This window comes from Lactococcus garvieae subsp. garvieae (assembly GCF_029024465.1).
GTDB classification, from domain to species: Bacteria; Bacillota; Bacilli; order Lactobacillales; family Streptococcaceae; genus Lactococcus; species Lactococcus garvieae.
Genome location: NZ_CP118950.1, coordinates 365823 through 388473, shown reverse-complemented (window position 1 = coordinate 388473; position 22651 = coordinate 365823). Strand labels below are relative to the sequence as shown.

24 protein-coding genes and 1 tRNA gene are annotated in these 22651 nt (G+C 39.3%); 4 read left to right on the top strand and 21 right to left on the bottom strand.

Translation table 11 applies throughout. The features are described from left to right. Nucleotides 1-10 precede the first annotated feature (10 nt). The 19 genes from greA to PYW30_RS01915 form a co-directional block, all read right to left on the bottom strand. Nucleotides 11-484: a transcription elongation factor GreA gene (gene greA, locus PYW30_RS02005; RefSeq protein ID WP_003134005.1), complete on the bottom strand. Its 474-nt coding sequence runs from the start codon at nucleotides 482-484 to the stop codon at nucleotides 11-13. A gap of 24 nt (nucleotides 485-508) precedes the next feature. Further along, nucleotides 509-2224, bottom strand: coding sequence for an endolytic transglycosylase MltG (gene mltG, locus PYW30_RS02000; protein ID WP_042217376.1), 1716 nt, complete (start codon nucleotides 2222-2224; stop codon nucleotides 509-511). Between the two features lie 105 nt (nucleotides 2225-2329). After that, nucleotides 2330-2890, bottom strand: coding sequence for a DNA-directed RNA polymerase subunit delta (rpoE, locus tag PYW30_RS01995; RefSeq protein WP_003134001.1), 561 nt, complete (start codon nucleotides 2888-2890; stop codon nucleotides 2330-2332). A 137-nt stretch (nucleotides 2891-3027) separates the two neighbouring features. After that, the gene (locus PYW30_RS01990) at nucleotides 3028-3540 is read right to left on the bottom strand and encodes an adenine phosphoribosyltransferase (protein WP_003134000.1); all 513 of its coding nucleotides are present in this window, start codon (nucleotides 3538-3540) and stop codon (nucleotides 3028-3030) included. Continuing rightward, complete coding sequence (gene recJ / locus PYW30_RS01985; RefSeq protein ID WP_042217379.1) at nucleotides 3530-5764, bottom strand: single-stranded-DNA-specific exonuclease RecJ; 2235 nt, start codon at nucleotides 5762-5764, stop codon at nucleotides 3530-3532. The genes PYW30_RS01990 and recJ overlap by 11 nt, the downstream gene beginning before the upstream one ends. Before the next feature lie 32 nt (nucleotides 5765-5796). Then, entirely contained in the window at nucleotides 5797-6444 is a 648-nt protein-coding gene (locus PYW30_RS01980; protein ID WP_042217381.1) for an SDR family NAD(P)-dependent oxidoreductase, read from the bottom strand. Continuing rightward, entirely contained in the window at nucleotides 6425-7357 is a 933-nt protein-coding gene (gene rnz / locus PYW30_RS01975) for a ribonuclease Z (protein WP_042217383.1), read from the bottom strand. The genes PYW30_RS01980 and rnz overlap by 20 nt, the downstream gene beginning before the upstream one ends. A gap of 185 nt (nucleotides 7358-7542) precedes the next feature. Then, nucleotides 7543-7614, bottom strand: a tRNA-Arg gene (locus PYW30_RS01970). 51 nt (nucleotides 7615-7665) lie between these two features. Continuing rightward, a complete protein-coding gene (locus tag PYW30_RS01965) occupies nucleotides 7666-8355 on the bottom strand; it encodes an HAD family hydrolase (protein ID WP_042217386.1) in 690 nt (229 codons plus the stop codon). Nucleotides 8356-8451: 96 nt separating this feature from the next. Further along, nucleotides 8452-9372: an NAD-dependent epimerase/dehydratase family protein gene (locus PYW30_RS01960; RefSeq protein ID WP_042217388.1), complete on the bottom strand. Its 921-nt coding sequence runs from the start codon at nucleotides 9370-9372 to the stop codon at nucleotides 8452-8454. Then, a complete protein-coding gene (locus tag PYW30_RS01955) occupies nucleotides 9372-10049 on the bottom strand; it encodes a type 1 glutamine amidotransferase domain-containing protein (protein ID WP_042217391.1) in 678 nt (225 codons plus the stop codon). Before PYW30_RS01955 ends, PYW30_RS01960 begins: the two co-directional genes overlap by 1 nt. Continuing rightward, complete coding sequence (locus PYW30_RS01950; RefSeq protein ID WP_042217393.1) at nucleotides 10046-10378, bottom strand: ArsR/SmtB family transcription factor; 333 nt, start codon at nucleotides 10376-10378, stop codon at nucleotides 10046-10048. The genes PYW30_RS01955 and PYW30_RS01950 overlap by 4 nt, the downstream gene beginning before the upstream one ends. Before the next feature lie 145 nt (nucleotides 10379-10523). Beyond that, nucleotides 10524-11807 (bottom strand): trigger factor, encoded by a 1284-nt coding sequence (gene tig / locus PYW30_RS01945; protein ID WP_042217395.1) that lies wholly within the window; start codon nucleotides 11805-11807, stop codon nucleotides 10524-10526. 153 nt (nucleotides 11808-11960) lie between these two features. Next, complete coding sequence (locus PYW30_RS01940) at nucleotides 11961-12146, bottom strand: DNA-directed RNA polymerase subunit beta (RefSeq protein WP_017370713.1); 186 nt, start codon at nucleotides 12144-12146, stop codon at nucleotides 11961-11963. After that, nucleotides 12139-13422: a UDP-N-acetylglucosamine 1-carboxyvinyltransferase gene (murA, locus tag PYW30_RS01935; protein WP_003133989.1), complete on the bottom strand. Its 1284-nt coding sequence runs from the start codon at nucleotides 13420-13422 to the stop codon at nucleotides 12139-12141. Before murA ends, PYW30_RS01940 begins: the two co-directional genes overlap by 8 nt. Nucleotides 13423-13494: 72 nt before the next feature. Then, nucleotides 13495-14283, bottom strand: coding sequence for an inositol monophosphatase family protein (locus tag PYW30_RS01930; RefSeq protein ID WP_042217400.1), 789 nt, complete (start codon nucleotides 14281-14283; stop codon nucleotides 13495-13497). Then, nucleotides 14249-14530 (bottom strand): UPF0223 family protein, encoded by a 282-nt coding sequence (locus tag PYW30_RS01925; RefSeq protein WP_003133984.1) that lies wholly within the window; start codon nucleotides 14528-14530, stop codon nucleotides 14249-14251. Before PYW30_RS01925 ends, PYW30_RS01930 begins: the two co-directional genes overlap by 35 nt. Nucleotides 14531-14553: 23 nt before the next feature. Continuing rightward, nucleotides 14554-14946, bottom strand: coding sequence for a transcriptional regulator Spx (gene spx / locus PYW30_RS01920; protein WP_003133982.1), 393 nt, complete (start codon nucleotides 14944-14946; stop codon nucleotides 14554-14556). Nucleotides 14947-15082: 136 nt separating this feature from the next. Next, nucleotides 15083-15610 (bottom strand): SLOG family protein, encoded by a 528-nt coding sequence (locus tag PYW30_RS01915; protein WP_174412115.1) that lies wholly within the window; start codon nucleotides 15608-15610, stop codon nucleotides 15083-15085. Between the two features lie 244 nt (nucleotides 15611-15854). Between PYW30_RS01915 and recU the strand changes: the two genes are divergently transcribed. Genes recU through PYW30_RS01900 form a run of 3 tightly spaced genes read left to right on the top strand, consistent with a single transcriptional unit; the run spans nucleotide 15855 to nucleotide 19251 of the window. Continuing rightward, nucleotides 15855-16505 carry a Holliday junction resolvase RecU gene (gene recU, locus PYW30_RS01910; RefSeq protein WP_003133979.1) on the top strand — a complete coding sequence of 217 codons (651 nt, stop codon included), beginning with the start codon at nucleotides 15855-15857 and terminating at the stop codon, nucleotides 16503-16505. A gap of 31 nt (nucleotides 16506-16536) precedes the next feature. Then, nucleotides 16537-18621: a transglycosylase domain-containing protein gene (locus PYW30_RS01905; protein ID WP_026063909.1), complete on the top strand. Its 2085-nt coding sequence runs from the start codon at nucleotides 16537-16539 to the stop codon at nucleotides 18619-18621. 3 nt (nucleotides 18622-18624) lie between these two features. Beyond that, nucleotides 18625-19251, top strand: coding sequence for an MBL fold metallo-hydrolase (locus tag PYW30_RS01900; protein ID WP_042217407.1), 627 nt, complete (start codon nucleotides 18625-18627; stop codon nucleotides 19249-19251). Nucleotides 19252-19353: 102 nt separating this feature from the next. On the opposite strand, the gene PYW30_RS01895 is transcribed toward PYW30_RS01900, so the two are convergent. After that, nucleotides 19354-20286, bottom strand: coding sequence for a glucosaminidase domain-containing protein (locus tag PYW30_RS01895; RefSeq protein WP_042217409.1), 933 nt, complete (start codon nucleotides 20284-20286; stop codon nucleotides 19354-19356). Between the two features lie 183 nt (nucleotides 20287-20469). Between PYW30_RS01895 and cysK the strand changes: the two genes are divergently transcribed. Then, nucleotides 20470-21390, top strand: a complete 921-nt coding sequence (gene cysK, locus PYW30_RS01890; RefSeq protein WP_014024290.1) for a cysteine synthase A — start codon at nucleotides 20470-20472, stop codon at nucleotides 21388-21390. 69 nt (nucleotides 21391-21459) lie between these two features. Here cysK and PYW30_RS01885 read toward each other — a convergent pair whose 3' ends face one another. Then, nucleotides 21460-22605, bottom strand: coding sequence for a cysteine desulfurase family protein (locus tag PYW30_RS01885; protein ID WP_042217485.1), 1146 nt, complete (start codon nucleotides 22603-22605; stop codon nucleotides 21460-21462). Nucleotides 22606-22651: the final 46 nt, after the last annotated feature.

Genomic DNA, 22651 nt, shown 5'->3' with positions numbered 1-22651 from the left:
TTTTTTTATTTTATTTTACATCAACGATCTTAACTTCGATTTCACCCATAGGCAATGGAATTTTTACCACATCACCAACTTTACGGCCAATCAAAGCTTGAGCGATTGGAGATTCATTTGAAATTTTACCTGAAAATGGATCAGCTTCAGCAGTACCAACGATTTCGTACTCTTCTTCTTCGTCATCTCCAACTTCTTGGAAGACAACTGCTTTACCAAGGGCAACTTCATTTTTATCAATATTGGCATTGTCTACGATTTCAGCGTAACGAATCATTGTTTCCACAGTTGAAATTCGACCTTCGATGAAAGCTTGTTCATCTTTTGCTGCTTCATATTCTGAGTTTTCTGAAAGGTCACCGTAGCTGCGTGCAATCTTGATGCGTTCAATAACTTCAGGGCGTTTAACCAATTTAAGGTTATCTAATTCTTGTTCTAGTTTTTCCAGACCTTCTTTGGTCATGGGGAAAGTTTTTTCTACCATTTTTTATCCTTTTTAAATTTCTAATTAATTACCCGACGCAATCGCATCATTGACATACTTTTGAACATTGATGTTTTGCTCTTCAAGTGTTTGTGCAAAGTAAATCTTACCTTCAACGTCTGCTACGAAATAAAGATAATCATTCGCAGTTGGGTTAAGTACTGCTTTGATTGACGACAAGCTTGGACTCACGATTGGGCCAGGACCAAAACCTGGATACAAGTAAGTATTGAAAGGTGAGTCTAATTGTGTATTAATTGCAGCTTGTTGATCAAGGGACGTATCCTTACCTAGCTTGCCTTCAGCATAAAAGATTCCTGTATTCGAATCCATCGTCATACCTAAATTCTTACGGTTAAAGAAGACTTGTGCAACATTACGGCGATCATCATCACTGTTGGCTTCTTTTTCGACAATGGCAGCCAGACTTAAGGTTTCATTGACCGTAAGTCCACTCGCTTGTATTTGTTCATACAAGGGTTCCAGCTGTGCATTTGTTGTTGAAAGCATTGTCTCAATTAAGCTTTCAACGGTTGTCTTTTTCGAATACTCATAAGTTGCTGGGAAGAGGTAACCTTCAAGTTGATACTTCACACCACTGTCTTTACTTGGTAAGCTAGCTAGAAGTTTTGGAAACTTCTGTTTCATTTTTTCGATGAAGGCTTGATCCTGCACAGTCTTCATAAACTCTTCTTTGGTAAAAGGTGTTTTTTCATCTTTACCCGCAGAATTCACTGTAACAGCTTGAGCAATTTGTTCTAATGTATAACCTTCAGGAATCAAAATTTTGCCCAGAGTGGGTTCCACTGGATGTTCTGTCCCCCCTTGCTCCAACAGGCTTGCAATATCTGACAAGCTCATGCTAGGCGAGAGGTTATAGTAGCCACTCTTAAAGCCACTGAAATTTTTAAATTTGGTATAGTATTGGAAAACCATACCATTTTTGATAATACCTTCTCTTTGTAAGATATCTCCGATTTGCTTACTGCTTGCTCCTGCTGGAATATTAATGGCGCGTTTGGTTGTATTTGCAGTATTGAGCGGTTGTACACCTTCTTTGATGAAATTATAGCCGTAAAAACCAGTCCCTGCTGCGGCCAGAATTAAAACTGCTACGATAACAGCAATAATCTTTCCAGAAGAAACTTTCTTCTTCGGTTTCTTCGCTTTAGACTTGGGCTGTATTTCTTCAGCTTCTTCATCCGGTTTCACTGCTGCACGACGACTTCTTTGTCTGTGTGTCGTCTCTTCGGCAGTAGGCGCTGCGACATCAGCTGCTTGTGCTTCAAGTTGCTCATCTTCGTCAACAACTTCTTTATCAGCTGCTTTTGTCTTGCGTCTCAGTCGTGAATAACTTTGTCCTTGGCTCGCTTGGAGCATTTGCTCGCGAACACTTGCAAAGTCTGGACGTTCTTCTTGTGCTGATGTTTCTGTTTTCACTTGATCAGAAACAGCTTTTTCAGGAAGTTCCACATCTTCGGAAATTTTAGCTTGTTCCTCTGCTTCTGGATTTTCTAGTTCTTCCGTCAACTTAAATGGCGTTGGACGTTGAATCTCTGAAAAATCAGCACGTTCTCGTCGAGCATGTCTGCTCGGGATTGAAGAAAGTTCTTTGTTGGATTCACGGGCATAGTTTTCAAAAGTCCCATCCGTGTTGGCTCGATTTCCTTCTTCAAGTTCACGCAAGATTTTATCTTTGAAACTTTCTCTCGAAAACTTCTCCGTATCTTTTTCTACCAAAGTTAATCCTCCTTATCACGCCTCCCTTTCTTTTTAAACAGTGAAGCGTAAGTTTGTTGGGTAATATTCACAAAAGCGAGGTCAGGGACCTCACTCTTTTAGATTTTAATTCTCTTCTGAGTCGCTGTCGTCGTCATCGTCGTCCTCTTCATCGAGTTCAACGTCTTCATCCACGTTATCCAGTTCAACTTCAGCAAGTTCAGCATCATAAGCTTGAACCTCATCTTTTTCATCATCTGGATTCTCATCATCATAAGTCATATCATCTGCATCGTTTCCTTTGTCGATGTGTTCATCTTCAGGATCCACTTCATCTTCGATACCAAATGCATTAACTTTTGTACGTTTTTTAGTTGTTTTTTCTTCTTCGTCATCAATTTCATCAAGAGCAATGACTTCCTCATCGATTTCGTCGATCGCGTACCATGAGCGGAGTGCCCAAATGTTATTTCCTAATGGAATAAAGCTTCCATCTGTATTCATTTCTGTGTAAAAACGTGCAATTGTGGCTTTGATTTCATTGTCAGACTTTTTCAAGTAATCTTGAACGGCGTTCAAGATTTCTGCAAAAGCCATTTCCTTACCATTTTGTTCCAAAATTGCATGAGCAACTTCAATCATTGAAAGTTCTTCGATATTTTGTCCTTCTAATGCTTCAATTTTCAAACTTTTTTTGCTCTCTTTCAGATTTTCTTTTTCTATATTATATTAAATTCGCTTCATTGTCAATATGTAAACGGATTTAAACTGTTTCATGATGTGTCGTTTTCCGTCTTGCTTAATAGGATGCTAAAACTCTAAAATTAATAATGCATCAAGACCTTGTAATCATAGTTACCAAGCTTTTCACGCCCTTTGAGGTCATCAAGTTCAATAAAGAAGGCACAACCAACAACGATACCCCCCAAACGTTCAATCATCTCAATCGTAGCTTTTACTGTTCCACCTGTTGCCAAGAGATCATCTACAATCAAAACACGTTGTCCGGGTTTAATAGAGTCGGCATGCATGGTCAATGTGTCTGTACCATACTCTTTTTCATAGTCCGCTGAAATAACTTCACGTGGTAATTTTCCGGGTTTACGCACAGGCGCAAAACCAACACCAAGTGCAAAAGCAACCGGACATCCAACGATGAATCCACGCGCTTCTGGGCCAACAATTACATCAATCTCTTTATCACGTGCATATTGCACAATTTCAGTAACAGCATAGTTGTAGGCATTTCCATCAGCCATAAGTGGTGAGATATCGCGGAAAACGATACCTTCTGTTGGGTAATTTTCAATCGTTGCAATGTAATCTTTAAGTTGCATGTGCATCTTCCTCTTTTAATTTTTTATAAATTTCTTTGACAGGGGATAAGGCGAAAAGTTCTTGAAAGGCAATGATTTCTTGAAGTTCTTGGTAAATGTTACTTTCAGAAATATCACGCTTTTCAGCGGCTTTATTCACACTCATCATGCCATTATCAATGGTGACAAAATTCAGTTCTTCAAATATTTGAATCATCTTTACCATTAAAATATCGGGGATTTTCAAATAATTTGCTAGGTCTTTCAATTTAAAACGAATATCAAACTCAGGATACTGATAGATTGCTTTATAGAAGCGTGCAAACTGCTCACGCGTCCCCGCTCCCGTCAAATAATAATTTTTCTTGATTGTATTTTTGAAATAAATCAATTCAAAATCCTGCTCATGTATTAGTTCCGTCAAAGCAGATAAGGCATCCTTATCTGTTGGGGCTTCCTCAATAATAAGCACTTCTTCTATTGTACCATTTTTCACTTCATTATGGACAAAACGTATTGTATTTTTTGGCAATTCAACTTGTCGACTTCGAATATCCAGAAGTTCAACACCATTTACTCTGGCATCAGCCACCATAAGCTGTACGGTTGTTGTACCATTCCAAGTGTTGCTCGATAAGGTACCGACAAGTTCTGTGTCACTTTGTTCAAATTCCAGGCTTTCAGACCCATGCCCAAAGTAAACCGCATCTAAAGCTTGCCCATTTTGTACTAATTTAAGTTTGAGATGACTGTTGTCTTTTCCCATGCTACGCGCCTGCTCAACCTGATAATCTGTAAGGAGAAAATGAGGTTTAGGATTGTCCATACCGTAAGGAGATAGCTTCTCTAAACTCCTAATCGTCTCTAAGCTAATCTGGTCAAACTGTAGACTGCCCTGAACTTCTAGTGAACTTTTCTCTGACATATCAATGTCGTTTTCTTGGATAAACTCGAGCATCACTTGCTTGATTGCTTCCACATTCTCCAAGGCAAAAGTCATTCCAGCTGCCTGTTTGTGACCCCCAAAAGCGATAAAAAGCTCACGGTGCCCATTGAGTGCTTCAAAAATATTAAAGTTTTCAATCGAACGTGCTGAACCTCGAAGAATTCCCTCTTCTTCCGCCAACATAATGATAGGTTTGTGAAATTGCTCAAGTAAGCGTCCTGCAACAATACCTAGAACACCTTTATGCCAATCCGGATGATAAAGAACTTCTACGGGTTCATCCGTCATCATGGTGAGGGCTTGATTGTAGATATTTTCTACGATGACTTTACGCTCGCTATTTTTTTCATCAATCATCTGCGCAATTTCGGCAGCCACTTCTTCATCCCAGCCCGTTAATAGTTCAATTGCAGGATTTGGATCATCTAAGCGTCCTAGAGCATTCAAACGGGGGGCAATTTGAAAACCAACCGTTTCCTCATTCACCTTTTCAAAATCGGTTCCTGAGAGGCGCATGAGTTCCATTAGGCCTGCACGCTCTGTATTCGCTAATACTTTTAGTCCGTGACTCACCAAGATCCGATTTTCATCGGTGAGACTAACCATATCCGCAATTGTTCCGATTGCCACCAAGTCAAGCATATCCGAAGGAATATAGTCTAAAAGTGCAGTTGCGACTTTAAAAGCAACCCCTACTCCGGCCAAATACTTGAAAGGATAGTTTGATTCAGGGTGTTCAGGATGCACAATTGCAAAAGCTTGGGGCAGCTCTTCTGGCATACTGTGGTGGTCAGTTACAATAACATCAACATTTTGACTTTGTGCATAGGCGATAGCTTCATGACCAGCTACACCATTATCCACTGTAATAATCAAGTCAATGTCTTCATTTTGAATGAAATATTTATAGACATCAAGATTTGGTCCGTACCCATCGGTAAAGCGGTTAGGAAGATAGACCTGTACTTCCGCTCCCAATTCATCCAAAGCTGATTTCATCACGGAACTCGCCGTCATACCATCTGCATCATAATCCCCATATATTAAGATATTTTGTCCATTTTCAATGGCAGTCAAAATTCTTTGAGTGGCTTTTTCCATATCGTGCAGCAAAAACGGATCATGTAATTGCTGAAGATCAGGATTTAAGTAAGCTTGAATCTCTTCTTCTGCCCTTATGCCGCGTTGCCACAAAATTTGCGCTGCCAGTGTGTCTAATTTATATTTTTTACTTAACTTAAGAAACTCATCCGGTAAGTCTGACTCAGTTAACTTCCATATATATTTTGATTTAATCAAGTTTCCTCCACTTCGACTGCTTTTTTGAAGATTTATTTATAATTAAAAAATCTATTTCCTATATTATCTACAAGACTGGGGAAAAGGGCACGAATTTTCGCAACGAAAGCCAGCTGAATTGGTAAGTTCACTTCTCTTTTCTTTTTCCCTAAAACCTGCTCAATCTTATCTGCCACATATTCTGCACTGACCGCATTTTCGCCCACTTTTTCAAGATAGTCCACATTGTCTTTGTGGAATTTGGTGCGGACCGGCCCCGTGTTAACTGTTGTCACAATAAGATTTGGGTTTTCTAAACGTAAAGCATCAGAAAAGGCGAGAACAGCGGCTTTAGAAGCTGCATATACTGTTGATTTCGCTGTGGGTAATTTCCCTGCTATAGATGCAATATTAATTACTTGTAGCTCCGGTCTCAAATCACGCGTCCGCTTAATCAGATCTAGCGTATTCACCTTGAACATTTCATCAATTTGCTCATCCGATAAGTTGCTTAACTCTGCAAACTCTCCAAATCCTGCATTATTAATAAGAATATCTACTTTTTCAGGAATGACGGGCTGAGGAAGTGAGCGACTGAGCAAGATAAGGTTATGGCCCTCTAAACGCTGAATGAGCGCTTGTGCAATATCACCGCTAGCACCTGTAATTACTATATTCTTTTTACTCAACTTTTTCTTCATAAAAATCTTTCGCCACATAGGAATTAGGATGAACAGCGCGTGCTTCTTGCGCAAGCTGAGCCACGAGTGGGCCAACATAGCGTGCACTGATATGCGTGAGCACCAAGCGTTTTACGCCGGCTTCCTGAGCAACATCTGCTGCTTGTTTTGAGGTCGAATGTCCATGTCGGCGGGCCATTCTTGACTCTTTTGCTTCATAAGTTGCTTCATGAACTAAAAGATCTGCACCAACGGCTAAACGAACAGCGTTTGGGGTACGACGGGTATCTCCAAGAATGGTTACCACTTTCCCCTGCTTGTCTGCGCCGATATAGTCCTCTGGATGAAAGACCTTCCCATCATATTCTACTGGTTCACCATTCTTTATTTTGCCAAAGAGCGGTCCGAAAGGGAGTCCTGCTGCTTTCAAAGCTGCTGCATCTAATTCTCCGGGACGATCTTTTTCAACCACGCGATAGCCTAGGCAAAAAATTGTATGATCTAAGGTATCCGCGTATACTTCAAAGGTTTGATCTTCAAAAATCTTACCCGGTGTTTCAATTTCATGAAAATGAATCTTGTAGCCCAGGCGCGAGCCCGACATGCGCAGAGCTGTCATCACAAAATCCTTCAGGCCTTTTGGCCCATATAATTCCAAGTCTGTATGTTCCTCATCTTTACTTGAACCCTGGAAAGAACGACTCGATAGAAAACCCGGTAGACCAAAAATATGATCGCCATGCAAATGTGTAATAAAAATCTTGGTAATTTTTCTTGGTTTAATTGACGTTTCCAAAATTTGATGCTGGGTCGCTTCGCCACAATCAAATAGCCATATTTCGTTACGTTCATCGAGTAACTTCAAAGCAATAGCTTGTGTTTTTCGCGTTCGCGAGGGCTGGCCTGCGCCCGTTCCTAAAAATTGAATATCCATATCTTCCTCAATATTCTAATTAAGTTCTTTCCTATCCATTGTTGGAATCAAATAAAAAACATTTCCTACTTTGATGCCTGTCTCTCATCGTCTCCACTTGATCCTCAAGTCAGAAAAGAAATATCAAAATGTAAAAAACATTGTGCTTCTCACAATGTCTTACAGCGCTCAAAATAAAAAATTTATCCGTCTGGAGGGAATCGAACCCCCATCGCAAGAACCGGAATCTTGCGTGATATCCATTACACTACAGACGGCACTGATAACTCTATCATTTTACAGGAAAACAAAGGAAATTTCAAGTTTCTTTATTTTAAAAAATCTTCAAGGAAATCTTCAATGCTTTCATAGGTTTTATCTGCAGTTCCCTTATCGTCATGTCCTATATAAGCAGTGGCTAAACCAAGTTTTTGTGCAGGAAGGATGTCATGTTCAAGCAAATCTCCAACCATAAGTGTTGCTTCAGGATCAAAGGCTTCCTTTTCTAAAATATTATGAAAGGCTGCTTGATCAGGCTTGGTTAAGCCCGTTTCAGCCGAAATATAAACAGGAAACATTTTTTCAAAGCCAAAACGTTTAATCTTCTCTCTTTGCTCCCCACTCTCCCCATTGCTTAAAATAGCAATGTTATACTTTTGAGAAAGTTCTTGCATTTTAGACAGTAAATTCTGGTCCACTTCTATTTCTTCAAGCAAGGCCGTCAGAAAGATATCAAAGAACAGGCGCACAAAGTTTTCTTTATAGTGAATCGCATAGTAATCCAAGACTTGGCGCACACGCTCTTCGCGCAGCTGCTCAATCGTCATTTTTCCTTCATGAACCAAAGGCCAGAGTTGCTCATCCACTTCACGATATTTTGCCATAAAATCATCTATAGAAAATTCATCCTGAAAGTCAATCAAGTCCAAAAAAACTTTTCGGTGTGCTGTTTCCCAATATTTTTTAAAAGGAAAGAGTGTATTGTCCCAGTCAAAAATAATATTTTTTATCTCTTTCATACTCCTCAATCCTTTCCCTCTTCCTTTAAAAGTTTATCATTTTGCCCATTGGATATCAAATGAATTAAAATCAGCTATCAGGAAATTTTTCATATCTTATTTCTCTAAAAGCACCTGTTTTATTCCTGTTTCGAAGCTTGTTACTTCAAACTCTGGAAAATGCTTTTTAAACTTGTCCGAATTAAACACATTGTCCTCTGCATAGCGCGGAAGAAGCTCTTGCAATTCTTTCGCTTTCTGGCTGAAAAGACGAGCCAAATTGAATTGCCACATCTTAAGTGTTGTGTATTGAAGTTTTTTTCCTGTGATTTTTTCCGAAAGTGTAATGATCTCTTGATATGTCACACTTGGGGCACACGGCAAATGCCAGGTTTGACCATAAGCCTCTGCATGATTCCCTATTAGAGCCATTGCACGGCTCGCATCCGGTGTCCAAATCAAGGTTCTCAAACGTGTAGCATTTAAGGGAATTTTTATTTTTCTATTCTCTTTAATTGCATTAAAGACCATTGTATTTGTTATACTCTGCGTATGATCTGGACCATAAAACTCCGGCGCACGACAGATTACAGCTTCAAGAGAATGGTTCTCTATTTCATGAATTACCATTTCTGCTAATTGTGCACGAACGGTTGATTTTCTTCCCTGCGGTTCAAATTTAGTGTCTTCATATTGTATTTCTGCATTTTTAGGATACATGTAAGTATTATCAAAGAAAACCAACTTGCTTTGGTGTAGCTTACAAGCTTCAATGACATTTTTCATCATAAGAAGAAATTGTTCTTCCCAAAGCTCAGAGTTCATCGGCAAACCGGCCGTAAAATAAACAATCTCACTGCCAGCGATTGCTGCACTCGCTTCCTCAAACTTCAGCAAATCAGCCGAAAATAAGCTGTCTGTTGGGTTTACTTTGCGAGGTTTTCTACTCACGAGCCTGATATCTTTTGTATATTTTTTAAAAAGTTCCTTGGCCAGTTCTTGACCAATCTGTCCATTACTTCCTAGTATTGTTTGCATTATGCGATCTCCTTTATAAGCATTTTAGCGACGGACCTTACAGAAAACGGATTTTGTCCCGTTATTAGTTGCCCATCTTGGATAGCAAAATCTTTATAGAACCTTTTTTTGCACCATATTGCGTCATGGCTCTTGGCCACCTCTTCATTGAGAAAAGGAACGACTTTTTTCTTGCCTGCAAGGACTTCTTCAGCTGTCGTAAATCCCGTTATTTTTTTCCCTGAAATGATGTAGTGACCTTCTTGACTCTTAAGATGAAGTAAACCGGCAATACCATGACAAACGGAAGTGAGGTAACCACCATTCGTATGAATATCTTGGGCGATTTTTTGTATTTCTGGATTATCTGGAAAATCCCACATCACACCATGACCACCTGTGAAATAGATGGCACGATAGTCTTGCGGTATGACTTCCTCAGGTTTCAAAGTCTTTTTTAAAGCCCTGTCGACAAAGTCTTGCCCCTCATAAATGTTCCAAATGGCTTCATCCATATACTTCATACTTCGTGGGTCAAGCGGAACATAACCACCCTTTGGACTAACAAAATCATAAGCAATCCCATGTTTTTGTAGTTCATCAACAAACTCTGCACTTTCACCCAGCCAAAGCCCTGTCGCTTCATCGGTATTTTCATAACGCTTAATATTTGTTTCGACAATCAATACTTTATTCATTTTTCTTGTGTTCCTTTCATTATCCGTGTTACTTCATCCAGAAAATGTTGCAATTTCATAATTTCTGATGTATCGTGTTCAAGATAGTAAAAGTTTTTTGTCCCTTCTGAACGATAATTTACTATCTTTGCTTGTCTTAAGATTTTCAAATGATGTGAGACAGCAGGGCGAGATAGACCTGTTGCTTCGATTAAATCCCCGACTTGTATACCTTTACAATCACTCTTCTCCAGTAACTTAATAATGATTGCTTGTCTCTTGTCATCCCCTAAGGCAATTAAAAAGTCTCCAACTTCACTCAGTTCATCTTTTAAATGTTCAAATTTCATTATTCTTCTTTCTTTGGTTTATATTTTTAAACCATTATCTCACCTTAAAGTCAAAAAATTGGACTGACATCCTATTCATCTTTTTTAGAAAATAAAAAAACTCAGAGCACCAAATGCTCTGAGTTTTTATTTTTGTATAAAACGATTATTTAACTTTAACTGAATCTGTGATTGCTTCAACAGCTTTCTTCATTGCGATATCGTGTTGGAGCATGTCAACTGGAAGAAGTTTTTCAACTTGTTCAACTGGCATGTTGTATTGTGCAGCCAAGTCAGCGATTTCAGCTTTAACTTCTTCATCTGTAGTTTCAAAGTTTTCTGCTTTAGCAATTGCTTCAATAACAAGGTTTGTGCGTACACGTTTACCCGCATCTTCTTGGTATTGTTCGTGCAATTGTTCTTCAGTTGTACCTGTAATTTGGAAGTACATTTCTGGAGAGATACCTTGTTGTTGCATACCACCAAGGAATTCGTTCATTGCGCGGTGAACTTCTTCGTGAATCATTTCTTCAGGAATTTCTTCGATTTCAGCATTTGCTACGGCTGTTTCGATAGCTGCAGTTTCAACAGCATCGTTGTAAGCTTCAGCTTTAGCATCTTCAAGTTCTTTACGGAATTTAGCTTTAAGCTCATCCAAAGTTTCAACTTCTTCGTCGATATCTTTTGCTAATTCATCGTCAAGTGCTGGAACTTCTTTTGCTTTAACTTCGTTAACTTTAGTTGCGAATACTGCTTCTTTACCTGCAAGATCTGTAGCTTGGTAGTCTTCTGGGAAAGTCACTTTCACATCGATTTCTTCACCAGCTGAAGTGCCAACAAGTTGTTCTTCAAAGCCAGGAATGAATTGACCTGAACCAAGTTCTAAACTGTGGTTTGCACCTTTTCCGCCTTCAAATTCAACACCATCAATAGAACCAACAAAGTCGATAACTACTGTATCTCCGTTTTCAGCTTTTCCTTCTTTAACTGTCAATTCAGCAAGGTTGTTTTGTTCTTGTGTCAAACGCGCTTCAACTTCTTCATCAGCAACATCTTTAGTTGCTTCTACTGAAACTTCCAAGTTTTTGTAGTCACCAAGTTCTACTTCAGGTTTAACAGTTACTTCAGCTGTCAATTCCCAGTCAGAACCTTTTTCCATTTTAGTGACATCAATTTTTGGTTGAGCAACAGGTTCGATACCTGCTTCTTTTACAGCTGCATCATAAGCAGTTGGCAATACAGCGTTCAAAGCTTCTTCGAAAAGAGCTTCTTCACCATACATGCGGTTAAACATTTGACGGCTGATTTTACCTTTACGGAAACCAGGCACTGAGATATTACCTTTTACTTTATTGAAAGCTTTGTCAAGACCGTTTTTGATTGTTTCTTGGTCGATTGAAAATGAGAGTGTACCAGTGTTAACACCAGTTTTTTCAAAACTTGCAGTCATTAATTATTTCTCCTTATTTATGAGCCTTGAGCTCAGAAATTTCATACCTTTCTAGAATAGCATAAAAACTAAGTGAATTCAACTTTTTGAACAATTATTTTTCGCTCTTTTCTTAGAGTTTAAGTCATAAAAAAAGCTTGCAAAAGCAAACTTTCATGGATTTAAACGTTGCATGACTTCTTGCCATAGGTCGCCACTAAAAACACGGGACGCTTGTCCGCCACCGAGTACACCATAGCCTAACATCAAGCCCGCTGCACCTGCTATAAGGACAAGTACAAGAACTAAAAAGACCAATGAAAGGCGAACGCCTAATACTTTAATCGTTTTTTTAATCATCAATTTCCTCAAGTTCTGGAACACGTTCAATATCTGCTCCAAGTGATTTTAATTTTTCATGGAATCGGTAATAACCACGATCAAGGTGACTCAATTTACGTACTGTAGTTTGACCTTGCGCAACCATACCAAGCAAAATTAATGCTGCACTTGCACGTAAATCTGTTGATTTAACTTGTGCGCCTTGTAATTTTCGTGTGCCTTGGATGATGGCTGTGTTACGTGTAATATCGACGGTTAAGCCCATACGACGCATTTCTTCTAAATGTTGGAAGCGATTTTCAAAAACCGTTTCAATCATTGTGGACTCGCCCTTAGCGATAGCTTGAGCCGCAGTCATTTGCGATTGCATGTCTGTTGGGAAGCCAGGATGTGGTAATGTTTTTACATTTGTTGCTTTTAAGGTTTCAGGGCCGAGAACGCGCAGACCTTCTTCTTCTTGTACAAACTCTACACCCATCTCGATTAATTTAGAAATTAAGGGACGATTGTGTTCACGCACCGCATCTTTAATTAAGACATCGCCTTGGGTCATTGCCGCTGCTACCATGAAAGTTCCAGCTTCGATACGGTCTTGTACGACTGCATGGTTGGCACCATGCATTTTTTCAACACCTTTGATAATAATTGTATCTGTACCAGCACCTTTAACATTAGCTCCCATTTTATTGAGCCAGTTGGCAAGGTCAACAATTTCAGGCTCGCGTGCTGCATTTTCTAAAGTTGTTGTTCCTTCGGCTAGAGTTGCAGCCATCATCAAGTTTTGTGTGGCCCCTACAGATGGGAAGTCCAAATAGATGTGTGCGCCACGAAGCTTTTCAGCCTTGGCTTCAATGTAACCCGCTTCTTGAGTAATTTCTGCCCCCATTAATTCAAAGCCACGTAAGTGGAGATCAATAGGACGTGACCCAATTGAGCAACCTCCAGGCATGGAGACACGAGCATGCCCATTACGAGCCAAAATTGGCCCCATTACAACGATAGAGGCACGCATTTTGCTTACAAATTCGTAGGGTGCTTTTGTTTTTACTTTAGCAGCTGCTTGTGCATGAACTGTCTTGCTTTCTTCTGAAAACTCTAAATCCACCCCAAGATGATCCACTAAATTGTTCATCATGTAAACATCGCTCAAAATAGGAACATTACGAAGAATAATTTCTCCCTCGCTTGGCAAAAGTGTCGCTGCAAGCAAAGGCAGAACAGCATTTTTTGCTCCTTCAATTTCTACAGTTCCTTTAAGGCGGGTATTTCCACCCTTGACAATTATTTTATCCATTTATACATTCCTATAATTTCTTTATTCTGAAAGACACCCTAAATTATAGCACAATGAATCTTTTCGTCAACTTTACAGGATTATGTCTGTCCTTTGTATTAATTGTTCAACTAAATGTCCAGGCAGGCTATAAACGTACTGACGGTCTATAAGATTGGGCTTTTCCCCCTCAAAGGTTTTGGTCACAAAACCGAGTTTTTCGGTCAAAATACCTCCCGCGGCATAATCCCAAGGTTGTAAACGGCTAAAATAAGCGACAGTTTTTCCTTCAAGAAGATCCGCATAGGCCATGCCGGCACTGCCTAACATCCTTACACCTAAAGTGGTTAAACTAAAGTCCGTGAGTTTATATAAATTTTTGCGGTAAATCATTGAATTGATGGAAAGCAGACTTTTTTCAAATGCTTGAGGTTTATAGGAAAGCCTTCTATCGTTACAATAAACTTCTTGCGCGTTATTCCAATAAAGTTTGTCTGCCATTACATCAAGGATTAATCCAAATTGGGGCTGCCCTTTTTCATAATAAGCCAGCATCACAGCAAAGTTATCTTGCTGCACCACAAAATTTATCGTACCATCAATCGGATCCAAAACCCAAAAATTTTCTTGACTACGGTCAAAAGCTGCTGTATTTCGTCCAGCTTCTTCAGCTAAAATTTTATCCTCAGGATAATTCTTGCTAATTTCTTCAATGATAATTTCTTGAACATGTTGATCAAAATTGGTCACCAAATCACTAAAATTACTTTTTTGCGAAACTTCCAAAGTTTGATGAATATGATCACGAAGAAAAGCACCAGCTTCTCTAACCCAAGTTTTAGCTTGTTTAAGCTTTTTCAGAGCGAACAAATTGTCTTTCACTCGCTTGTACCTCCTTGACGGCACGATAAAGCGAATAACCACTGTTTTCTTCGAATTCTCGTCCCAGCTGTTTTTCTTGCATCTTGGAAGGTACAATTTTTTTGAATGTTTTATAAGCCTCCAAGAACTCTTCCCTGTTCACTTTACTCTCATAAAAATTTTCAACTTGATTGAAAAAAGAGAGCACTGCAGTCATTTCAGCAGTACTCCAACTTAAATCAAGTGGATATTGATAATTAGCTTTCATTATTCCCACTCTCCCTTATTCAGTTAGAAGTCGTTTACGGCACGTTTCATTTCCGCACGACGATAATGACGAGGTAAGAAAGCACGAATCTCGTCTTCATTAAAACCAATTTGTAACAAACGATCATCTGTGATAATCGGACGACGTAAAAGGTTTGGATACTCTGTCACAAGATTAATCAACTCATTAATGGTTAACTCATCAAGATCCAAAGCAAGTTTTTGAAATATTTTTGACCGAATTGAAATAATATCTTCCGTTCCGTTTTCTGTTTTTGACAAAATTTTACGTAAGTCATCATTTGTCATCGGCTGTGTCAAAATGTTGTGCTCCGTATAAGGGACACTGTGTTTGTCCAACCATGCACGTGCCTTACGGCAACTTGTACATGAAGGCGATAAGTATAAATCAACCACTTTCTTTCCCCATTCTATCTAGGCTGTAACCAATTATCAAACTTGAGCAGCGCTATTATTTGTTACTTATTATATCAAAAATTATAGATTAAAAAAAGTGCGTTTTTTTACTATTGTGTAAGAATTTGTGTCTATGTTACATATTGTTCATATCGTCACAAATTTCTTGTAAATCTTCAAATCTAATCAATTCCATATTATAATTAGATGTCTTTTGCATCCTGTCCGTAATAAAATGGAGCTTGGTTTCGTTTTCTTCGTCATATAAAACTAAAGAACCATCCGAATTTTCCAGTAAAAAATCGTTATACTGACGAAATTGACTGGGATTTTCGTAATCTTCGTAAGCATATTTAACATAATCTACATCTTTAAATTCGCGTAATTTTGCTTGATTTGCCTCATTCCAGTTCTTTCCCTGCGTTTCAAAGGGAAAGATACTTGCAATATGAAAATCGTATTCTTTTTGTAATTCTTTAGAAACTTGTAATGCCCAATATTCAAAGCCTAAATTCCCTGTGAAAATCACCCACTTCAATCCTTTATCCAAGTAGGCTTCCAATCTTTTTTGAAAGGCTTTTTTGATAATTTTTATTTTGATATCCTTCTCATCAAAAATCCCTAAATCAAAGGCTGTGTAACCTGTAATAAGTAATGTTTTCATCATGGGCCCTTTCTTTGCACAATTTATATGGCATTCTGTTTTTTCTCCGTTTATACTCTTTATAGGACTAAAACAGAAATAAAGAAGCTCTTTTTATGGCTGGAATTAAAACTTGAAAGCAATGAAACTCGCCGTAATCTCTACAATAAGATACCATTTTAACTGTAATAATCCAAAAGACAAATATTTTGCTATAATTACATTATACAATAGAAGCAACAATTTAATATATGGAAAAACACACATGCTAAAATATCCTCAAGGATTAAATAAACAAAGAAAAAATTTTTCAGAAAAACAAACAGAGAAAAAAGTGGTGCATAACACTGCTAAAAGTAGTCCGAATATGGTAAAATCTAAATCGGCAGTAAAATTTGGTAAACGTGGTATGAACTTTGAAGCGGAGATCAATGCGACGAATGATTATTATCTCGCGCATGGTATCGCTGTGATTCATAAAAAACCCACTCCTATACAAATTGTAAAGGTTGACTATCCCCAACGTAGCCGTGCTAAAATTACCGAAGCCTACTTTAGACAGGCTTCAACTACAGATTATTCTGGCGTCTATCGGGGAAGATATATTGATTTTGAAGCTAAGGAAACCCATCAGAAGACAAGTTTTCCTCTGAAAAATTTTCATGAGCATCAAATCGTTCATATGTCCAAAGTCCTTGAACAAAAAGGCATTGCCTTTGTGCTCTTGCACTTTGCCTCTTTGGACGAAACTTACTACTTGCCATCTGAGAATTTGATTCGTTTTTATCAAGAGAAAAAAGGCTTAAAGTCTATTCCCCTTGATTACATTAAGCAACATGCTTACCAACTTTCATCACATCAGATTCCTAGAATCCCTTACTTGGATATCGTTAATCAACTTTGCGAGGTGAATTAAAATTCCTACTAACAAACGAAAAAAATCAAAAATAAATCGAAATAAAAACACTGCAGTTAAAAGATCACTCATTTCGACATTGAAATGGGCTTTAATTCTGATTTTTTCAACAATTATTCTGACTTTTGTTGCTGCTGGTGCGCTCTTTATCTATTACGCTAAAGATGCACCGAAATTAGACATGAGTAAATTGCAATCTCCCCCATCAACGGTCGTTTATGACAAGGATGAGAAAGTCATTGCTACTCTTGGCGCAGAACAGCGTGATTTAGTACAGACTGATAATATCCCTGTCATGCTCGTTAATGCTGTAACCTCGATTGAAGACCGTCGCTTTTTCAATACACGTGGTGTTGACCCGATACGTATTGCTGGTTCTTTAGTCAATAACTTGCGTGGCGGACATATGCAAGGTGGTTCTACCTTAGATATGCAGTTGATTAAGCTGTCCTTCTTCTCTACAGATTCAGCTGACCAAAACATGAAAGTCAAAATTCAAGAAGCTTGGCTTGCTTTACAGCTGGACCAAAAATGGTCGAAAGAACAAATCTTTACCGCTTATGTTAACAAAGTCAATATGGCGAACGGTTATTACGGTATGGGAACAGCCTCTCAAGCTTACTATAATAAACCATTAACCGACTTGTCTATTGCACAGTTGGCTTTACTTGCTGGTATGCCACAAGCCCCAAATACTTATAACCCTTATAAAAATCCAGAAGCTGCCAAGTATCGTCGCGACTTGGTAATCAATGCGATGTATCGCAATGGTAAAATCACTGAGAAACAAAGAGATGAAGCCATCAATACACCAATCGATGACGGTCTTCAAGACTTGAAGAGTGGTGTAAATATTCCTGAGTATGCCAGTGACTTCCTCACTGAAGCCATCAAACAGGCGGATCAAGAAACAGGAACAGACTCAAAAAATGCCGGCTTAAAGATTTATACCACACTTGACAGCAAAGCACAGCAAGATCTTTTCAACATTGTCAACACCAATGATTCTGTACCATTCACTGATGATGAACTTCAAGTTGCTTCAACTTTGATTGATACACAGACAGGTGGGGTCGCTGCCCAAATAGGCGGACGTAAACAAGAATTTGTACCTTTTGGTTCCAATCCTGCTACAGAATCCACACGTGACTGGGGTTCAACGATGAAACCACTCGTCGACTACGCACCAGCCTTTGAAAATGGCATTTATACGAGCACTGCTCAAACCATTTCCGACTCTGGCCCTTACTTTTATCCAGATGCTCAAAATATCCAATTGAACAACTGGGACAATCAGTATCTTGGAAATATCTCTGTACGACAAGCTTTAGCGCTTTCACGTAATATCCCAGCCATTAAAACTTTAGCTGCTGTAGGACTAGATAATGCGACTGCTTTCGCCAATAAACTTGGCTTTAAGTACCCCGTAGAAACGGGTACCGATAGCGAAGGAAAAGCCATCTATGAGCCAGGAAATATGGTCTTCTCAAATGGTATTTCTAGTAATTCAATCAGCACGGACCCTCAATATGGTGCTAGTTCTGAACGTATGGCTGCTGCCTATGCTGCTTTTTCGAACGATGGTATCTACACAAAGCCTTACTATGTTTCGAAAATTGTAATGCCTGACGGTTCGACCAAATCTTATGAACCAGAGCGTACACGTGCGATGAAGTCTTCAACTGCTTATCTTATTACGGATATCCTCAAAGATGTTATCAAAGGGAATGACGGCACAATACCTGCGCTTTCTACCGGCCTTTATGCGCAAACCCCTGGCCTTCCTGAAGCAGGGAAAACAGGAACTTCTAACTACGATGATGCTGAATATCCCAAAGCACTTGAAACAGCGGGAATCACTCAAGCTCAGCTTCAAGGGGGCTCCATGGCACCAGATGAAAACTTTGTCGGATACACTCCACAATATTCTATGGCCGTATGGACCGGTTACAAAAACAGGCTCCAGCCTGTCTATGGTGAAAATATGTATATCGCGGCTAAGGTTTTCAAAGCCATGATGACCGATTTGTATCCTGATCCCACATCTGTAGCAGACTGGCAAATGCCAAGTGATGTCGTAAAACAAGGTTCTGACCTTAGTGTAACAGGAAATTAATTTATGAAAATCGAGAAAATCGTTAGTGAAATTGCTCAGGAAAATGCTTATATCCTGAGCAATTCTGCTTTTAGTTTACTTATTGATCCTGGAAGCCAACCAGAAAAAATTATTGCAAAACTCCAAGAAATTGGAAAACCTTTAAATGCTATCCTCCTGACTCATGCCCATTTTGACCATATTATGGGACTTGATACCCTCAAGCAAGCCTATCCTAACGCTCAAGTTTATCTACATGAAAATGAAAAAGAGTGGCTCAAAAAACCCGAGCTTAATGCTTCAGCTTTAATGTTGCCTTTTCCTGTCACTTGTAAGACTAATATAGATGAATATTATGTCTGTAATACACCTTATAATTTCTCTGGACTAAAATTCCACGTGCGCTACACACCCGGACATTCTACCGGAGGAATCAGTCTAGTTTTCGAAGAAGAAGGTCTTGTTTTTACCGGTGATGCACTTTTTGCTGGTGCGATTGGAAGAACAGACCTTCCTACCGGAAATCATGCGCAATTACTACAGTCCGTTGAGGCAGAACTTTTTAGCCTTCCCGACGATTATACGGTTTATCCAGGGCACGGACCAAGAACAACGATTGGGAAAGAAAAGATTTATAATCCATTTTTCTAATATAAAAAGCCTCCGTGGGCTTTTTATATTCGGCTTAGCAGACTTCCAGCAATTTTCCTCAAAAAAAAAAACCATCTCTATTAGTTTAGAGATGGTTTTTTATTATACAGACAATGTTTGGCCAGGATAGATGTTTCCTGTAATACCATTCATTGCGGCAAGCTCGTCTGCTGTTCTTCCGTAAACAGAGGCAATGGATGTTAATGTATCACCTGATTGGACAGTGTAAGAGCTAGAAACGGCGCTTGTGGCTATCGTTGAAGCACTTGTAGTTGAAGTTGTTGTCGTTGCACTAGTCCCAGCTGTTGGAATCTGGAGAACTTGACCTTGCATGATGTGATCTGTGGCTGAGAGACCATTTTGTGAAAGAAGCGCATCCATTGACACACCGTAGTGTGCTGCAATATCATAGACGGTATCACCTTCTTGAACAGTATAAGCTTGTGTACCATATGAACTTGTGTCTGTAGAAGTTGTGGTTGTCACATAGCTTGTTGTTGAAGTTGTTGCCACTTCTCCTCCACCATCATAAGCTGTTAAACCATATTGCGCGATAACTGCATTTAATTTTGAAGCATAATTTGGATCTGTGGCATAGCGTCCTTGTAACCAAGCCGTTGCGTCTTGATAAGAGCTTGTGTTTTCACGCCAAACACCTGAATACAAGAAGGAACCACGTAATAAACGTGCTTGTGCAGCACAAGCCTCTGCAACTGAAGCATAAGCTTGGAATGGCTCCACAACATTATGCATTTGCCCATCAAGAAATTCTTGTGTAGGCAAATAAACGGGGTTTCCTGAAGTATATTTCACACCAAAAATATTGTTGTAGTTCACAGCCAATGCACTTTGTCCAGCACTGCTTTCCAAAATACCTTGAGCAATCATAACAGACGGGTAAAGGCCATACTCATTTGCGACTGGAGTTGCTGCTTCAGCTAACTCTTGTACTGACATTGCTTGTGCTTTCACAGCTCCAAGACTTGTAAGGGCTACAGCTGCTGCGCCAAATAAAAATTTGTGTTTTGTATTCATCTTATAAAAACTCCATAAATAAAATATTCATTAATTCTAAGTATATACTATTTATTATCTAATGTAAAACTATATAAACCTTGATATCATATTTTTATAGCGCTCATTCGCTTTTTTTATGTAAAACTGATAAAGTAGGTTTTATAATAAGAAGCAGGATCATCAAGATAAAAGGAGAACTCTATGTCTAAAATTTATGAAAACATTACCGAACTAATTGGGCAAACACCCATTATCAAGCTTCGCAATCTTCCTGAAGACAGTGCTGAGGTTTACGTGAAACTTGAGGCATTCAATCCTGGAGGATCGGTAAAAGATCGTATCGCTCTCAATATGATTCGGCAAGCAGAGCAGGATGGTCGTTTAAAAGCAGGCGGAACCATCATAGAACCCACTTCTGGAAATACAGGAATTGGACTTGCTTTTGTTGGCGCTGCTCTAGGTTACAAGGTTGTGATTGTTATGCCTGAAACCTTCTCACTGGAACGCCGTAAATTGATTCAGGCTTATGGTGCCGAACTTATTTTAACTCCAGCTGCTGGAGGAATGAATGAAGCCATTGCTACAGCAGAACGCCTTGCAGAAGAAAAGGGCTGGTTCCTTCCCCTTCAATTTGACAACCCAGCTAATCCAGCTGCTCACGAAGCCACTACAGCTGTAGAAATACTGGATGTTTTTGGCGAAACAGGTTTAGATGCTTTTGTGGCTGGTGCAGGGACTGGTGGAACTATTTCTGGCGTTTCACATGTACTGAAAAAAGCGAACCCTAAGCTCAAAAGTTATGCTGTGGAACCTGCAAGTTCTCCTGTCTTAACAGGTGGTCAACCACAGCCACATAAGCTTCAAGGGATTGGTGTTCCATTTATCCCCAAAGCCTTGGACACTTCCTCTTATGATGAAGTCATTGATGTCCCTGTGGAAGAAGCTTTTACTACGGCTCGCGAAATTGGTTTTAGCCAAGGTTTCCTTGTAGGAATTTCAAGTGGTGCAGCAATTTGGGCTGCTCTTGAAGTTGCGAAAAAATTAGGTAAAGGAAAAAAAGTGTTGACCCTGTCTGCAGACAATGGAGAACGCTATCTCTCTACAGAACTCTATGATTTCTAATCCTTAAACTCTTCACTTAAACCACAGATAAAAAAGCTCCGACACTTCATCGGAGCTTTTATTCTTTTATCAATTCGCCACTTTAAGCATTTCTTGATAAACATTCCGAAAGATGGTAAGAAAGGCTTCAATTTCTAACATATTATTTGTATGATCCAGACTGACACGTACAGCACTGGTTGCAAGATCAGGTTTGACATGCATGGCCATAAGTGTACCGGCAGCAGCATTTTTCTTTGAAGAACATGCAGATGTTGTCGAGATGTAAATATCATGTTTTTCAAAGGCATGGACAACAACTTCTCCTCTCACTCCACGGATGCCAAACGTCAATATATTTGGCGCAAAGTCATCCATTTCCGAAAAGAGGATAACTTTTTCTTGATGAGAGAGTACTTCGAAGATGATGGCCTTCATTTGACGGATTTTTTCTACTTTATGATCAAAATCCGACAAGGCAAGACGAAGGGCCTTAGCTGTTGCGGCGATTCCTGCCACATTTTCAGTCGTCGAACGCTTGTTATTTTCCTGACCACCACCATGTAAAAGAGGGGCTAAGCGTTTCCCTGATTTAATATAAAGAAAACCAACACCACGTGGGCCGTGGAATTTGTGCGCTGAAAATGTTGCAAAGTCCACCCGTTCCAACATAAAGTCCTCAACCGCTATTTTACCAATGGCTTGGACGGCATCGATGTGGAAAGAAATAGTCGGGCGATTTTCTAAAAGCTTAGCGATTTCTTTAATTGGTTGAATAGAACCTATCTCGTTATTTACGGCCATGACAGACACCAAAATTGTATCTTCACGTATTAATGCCTCAAGTTCTGAAACCTTAACAAAGCCCCGTTCATCAACAGGTGCTTCATCAATCTCAAAGCCTTGCGTCGCCAGCCACGCTGCAGTATTTTTAACTGCGGGATGTTCTATAGCTGAGATAATGATGTGCTTACCAAATCTTTCTTTTTCATATGCCACACCTTTTAAGACCCAGTTATCGCCTTCTGTTCCACCACTGGTGAAGTAAATTTCCTCTGCATTCACATGAAGTAAATCCGCGATTTGACGACGCGAAGCATCCAAAAGGCGTGTTGCAGTTGTTCCTAAACTGTGCAAGCTCGAAGGATTCCCCATAATTTTAGTGGCTACATCTGTATATGTACGTAAAACTTCTGGATTTATAGCTGTAGTAGCTGAATTATCGAAGTAAATGATTTTAGTTTCCCCATTTCTGAATAACATTTAGTAGCTTCCTTAGCTT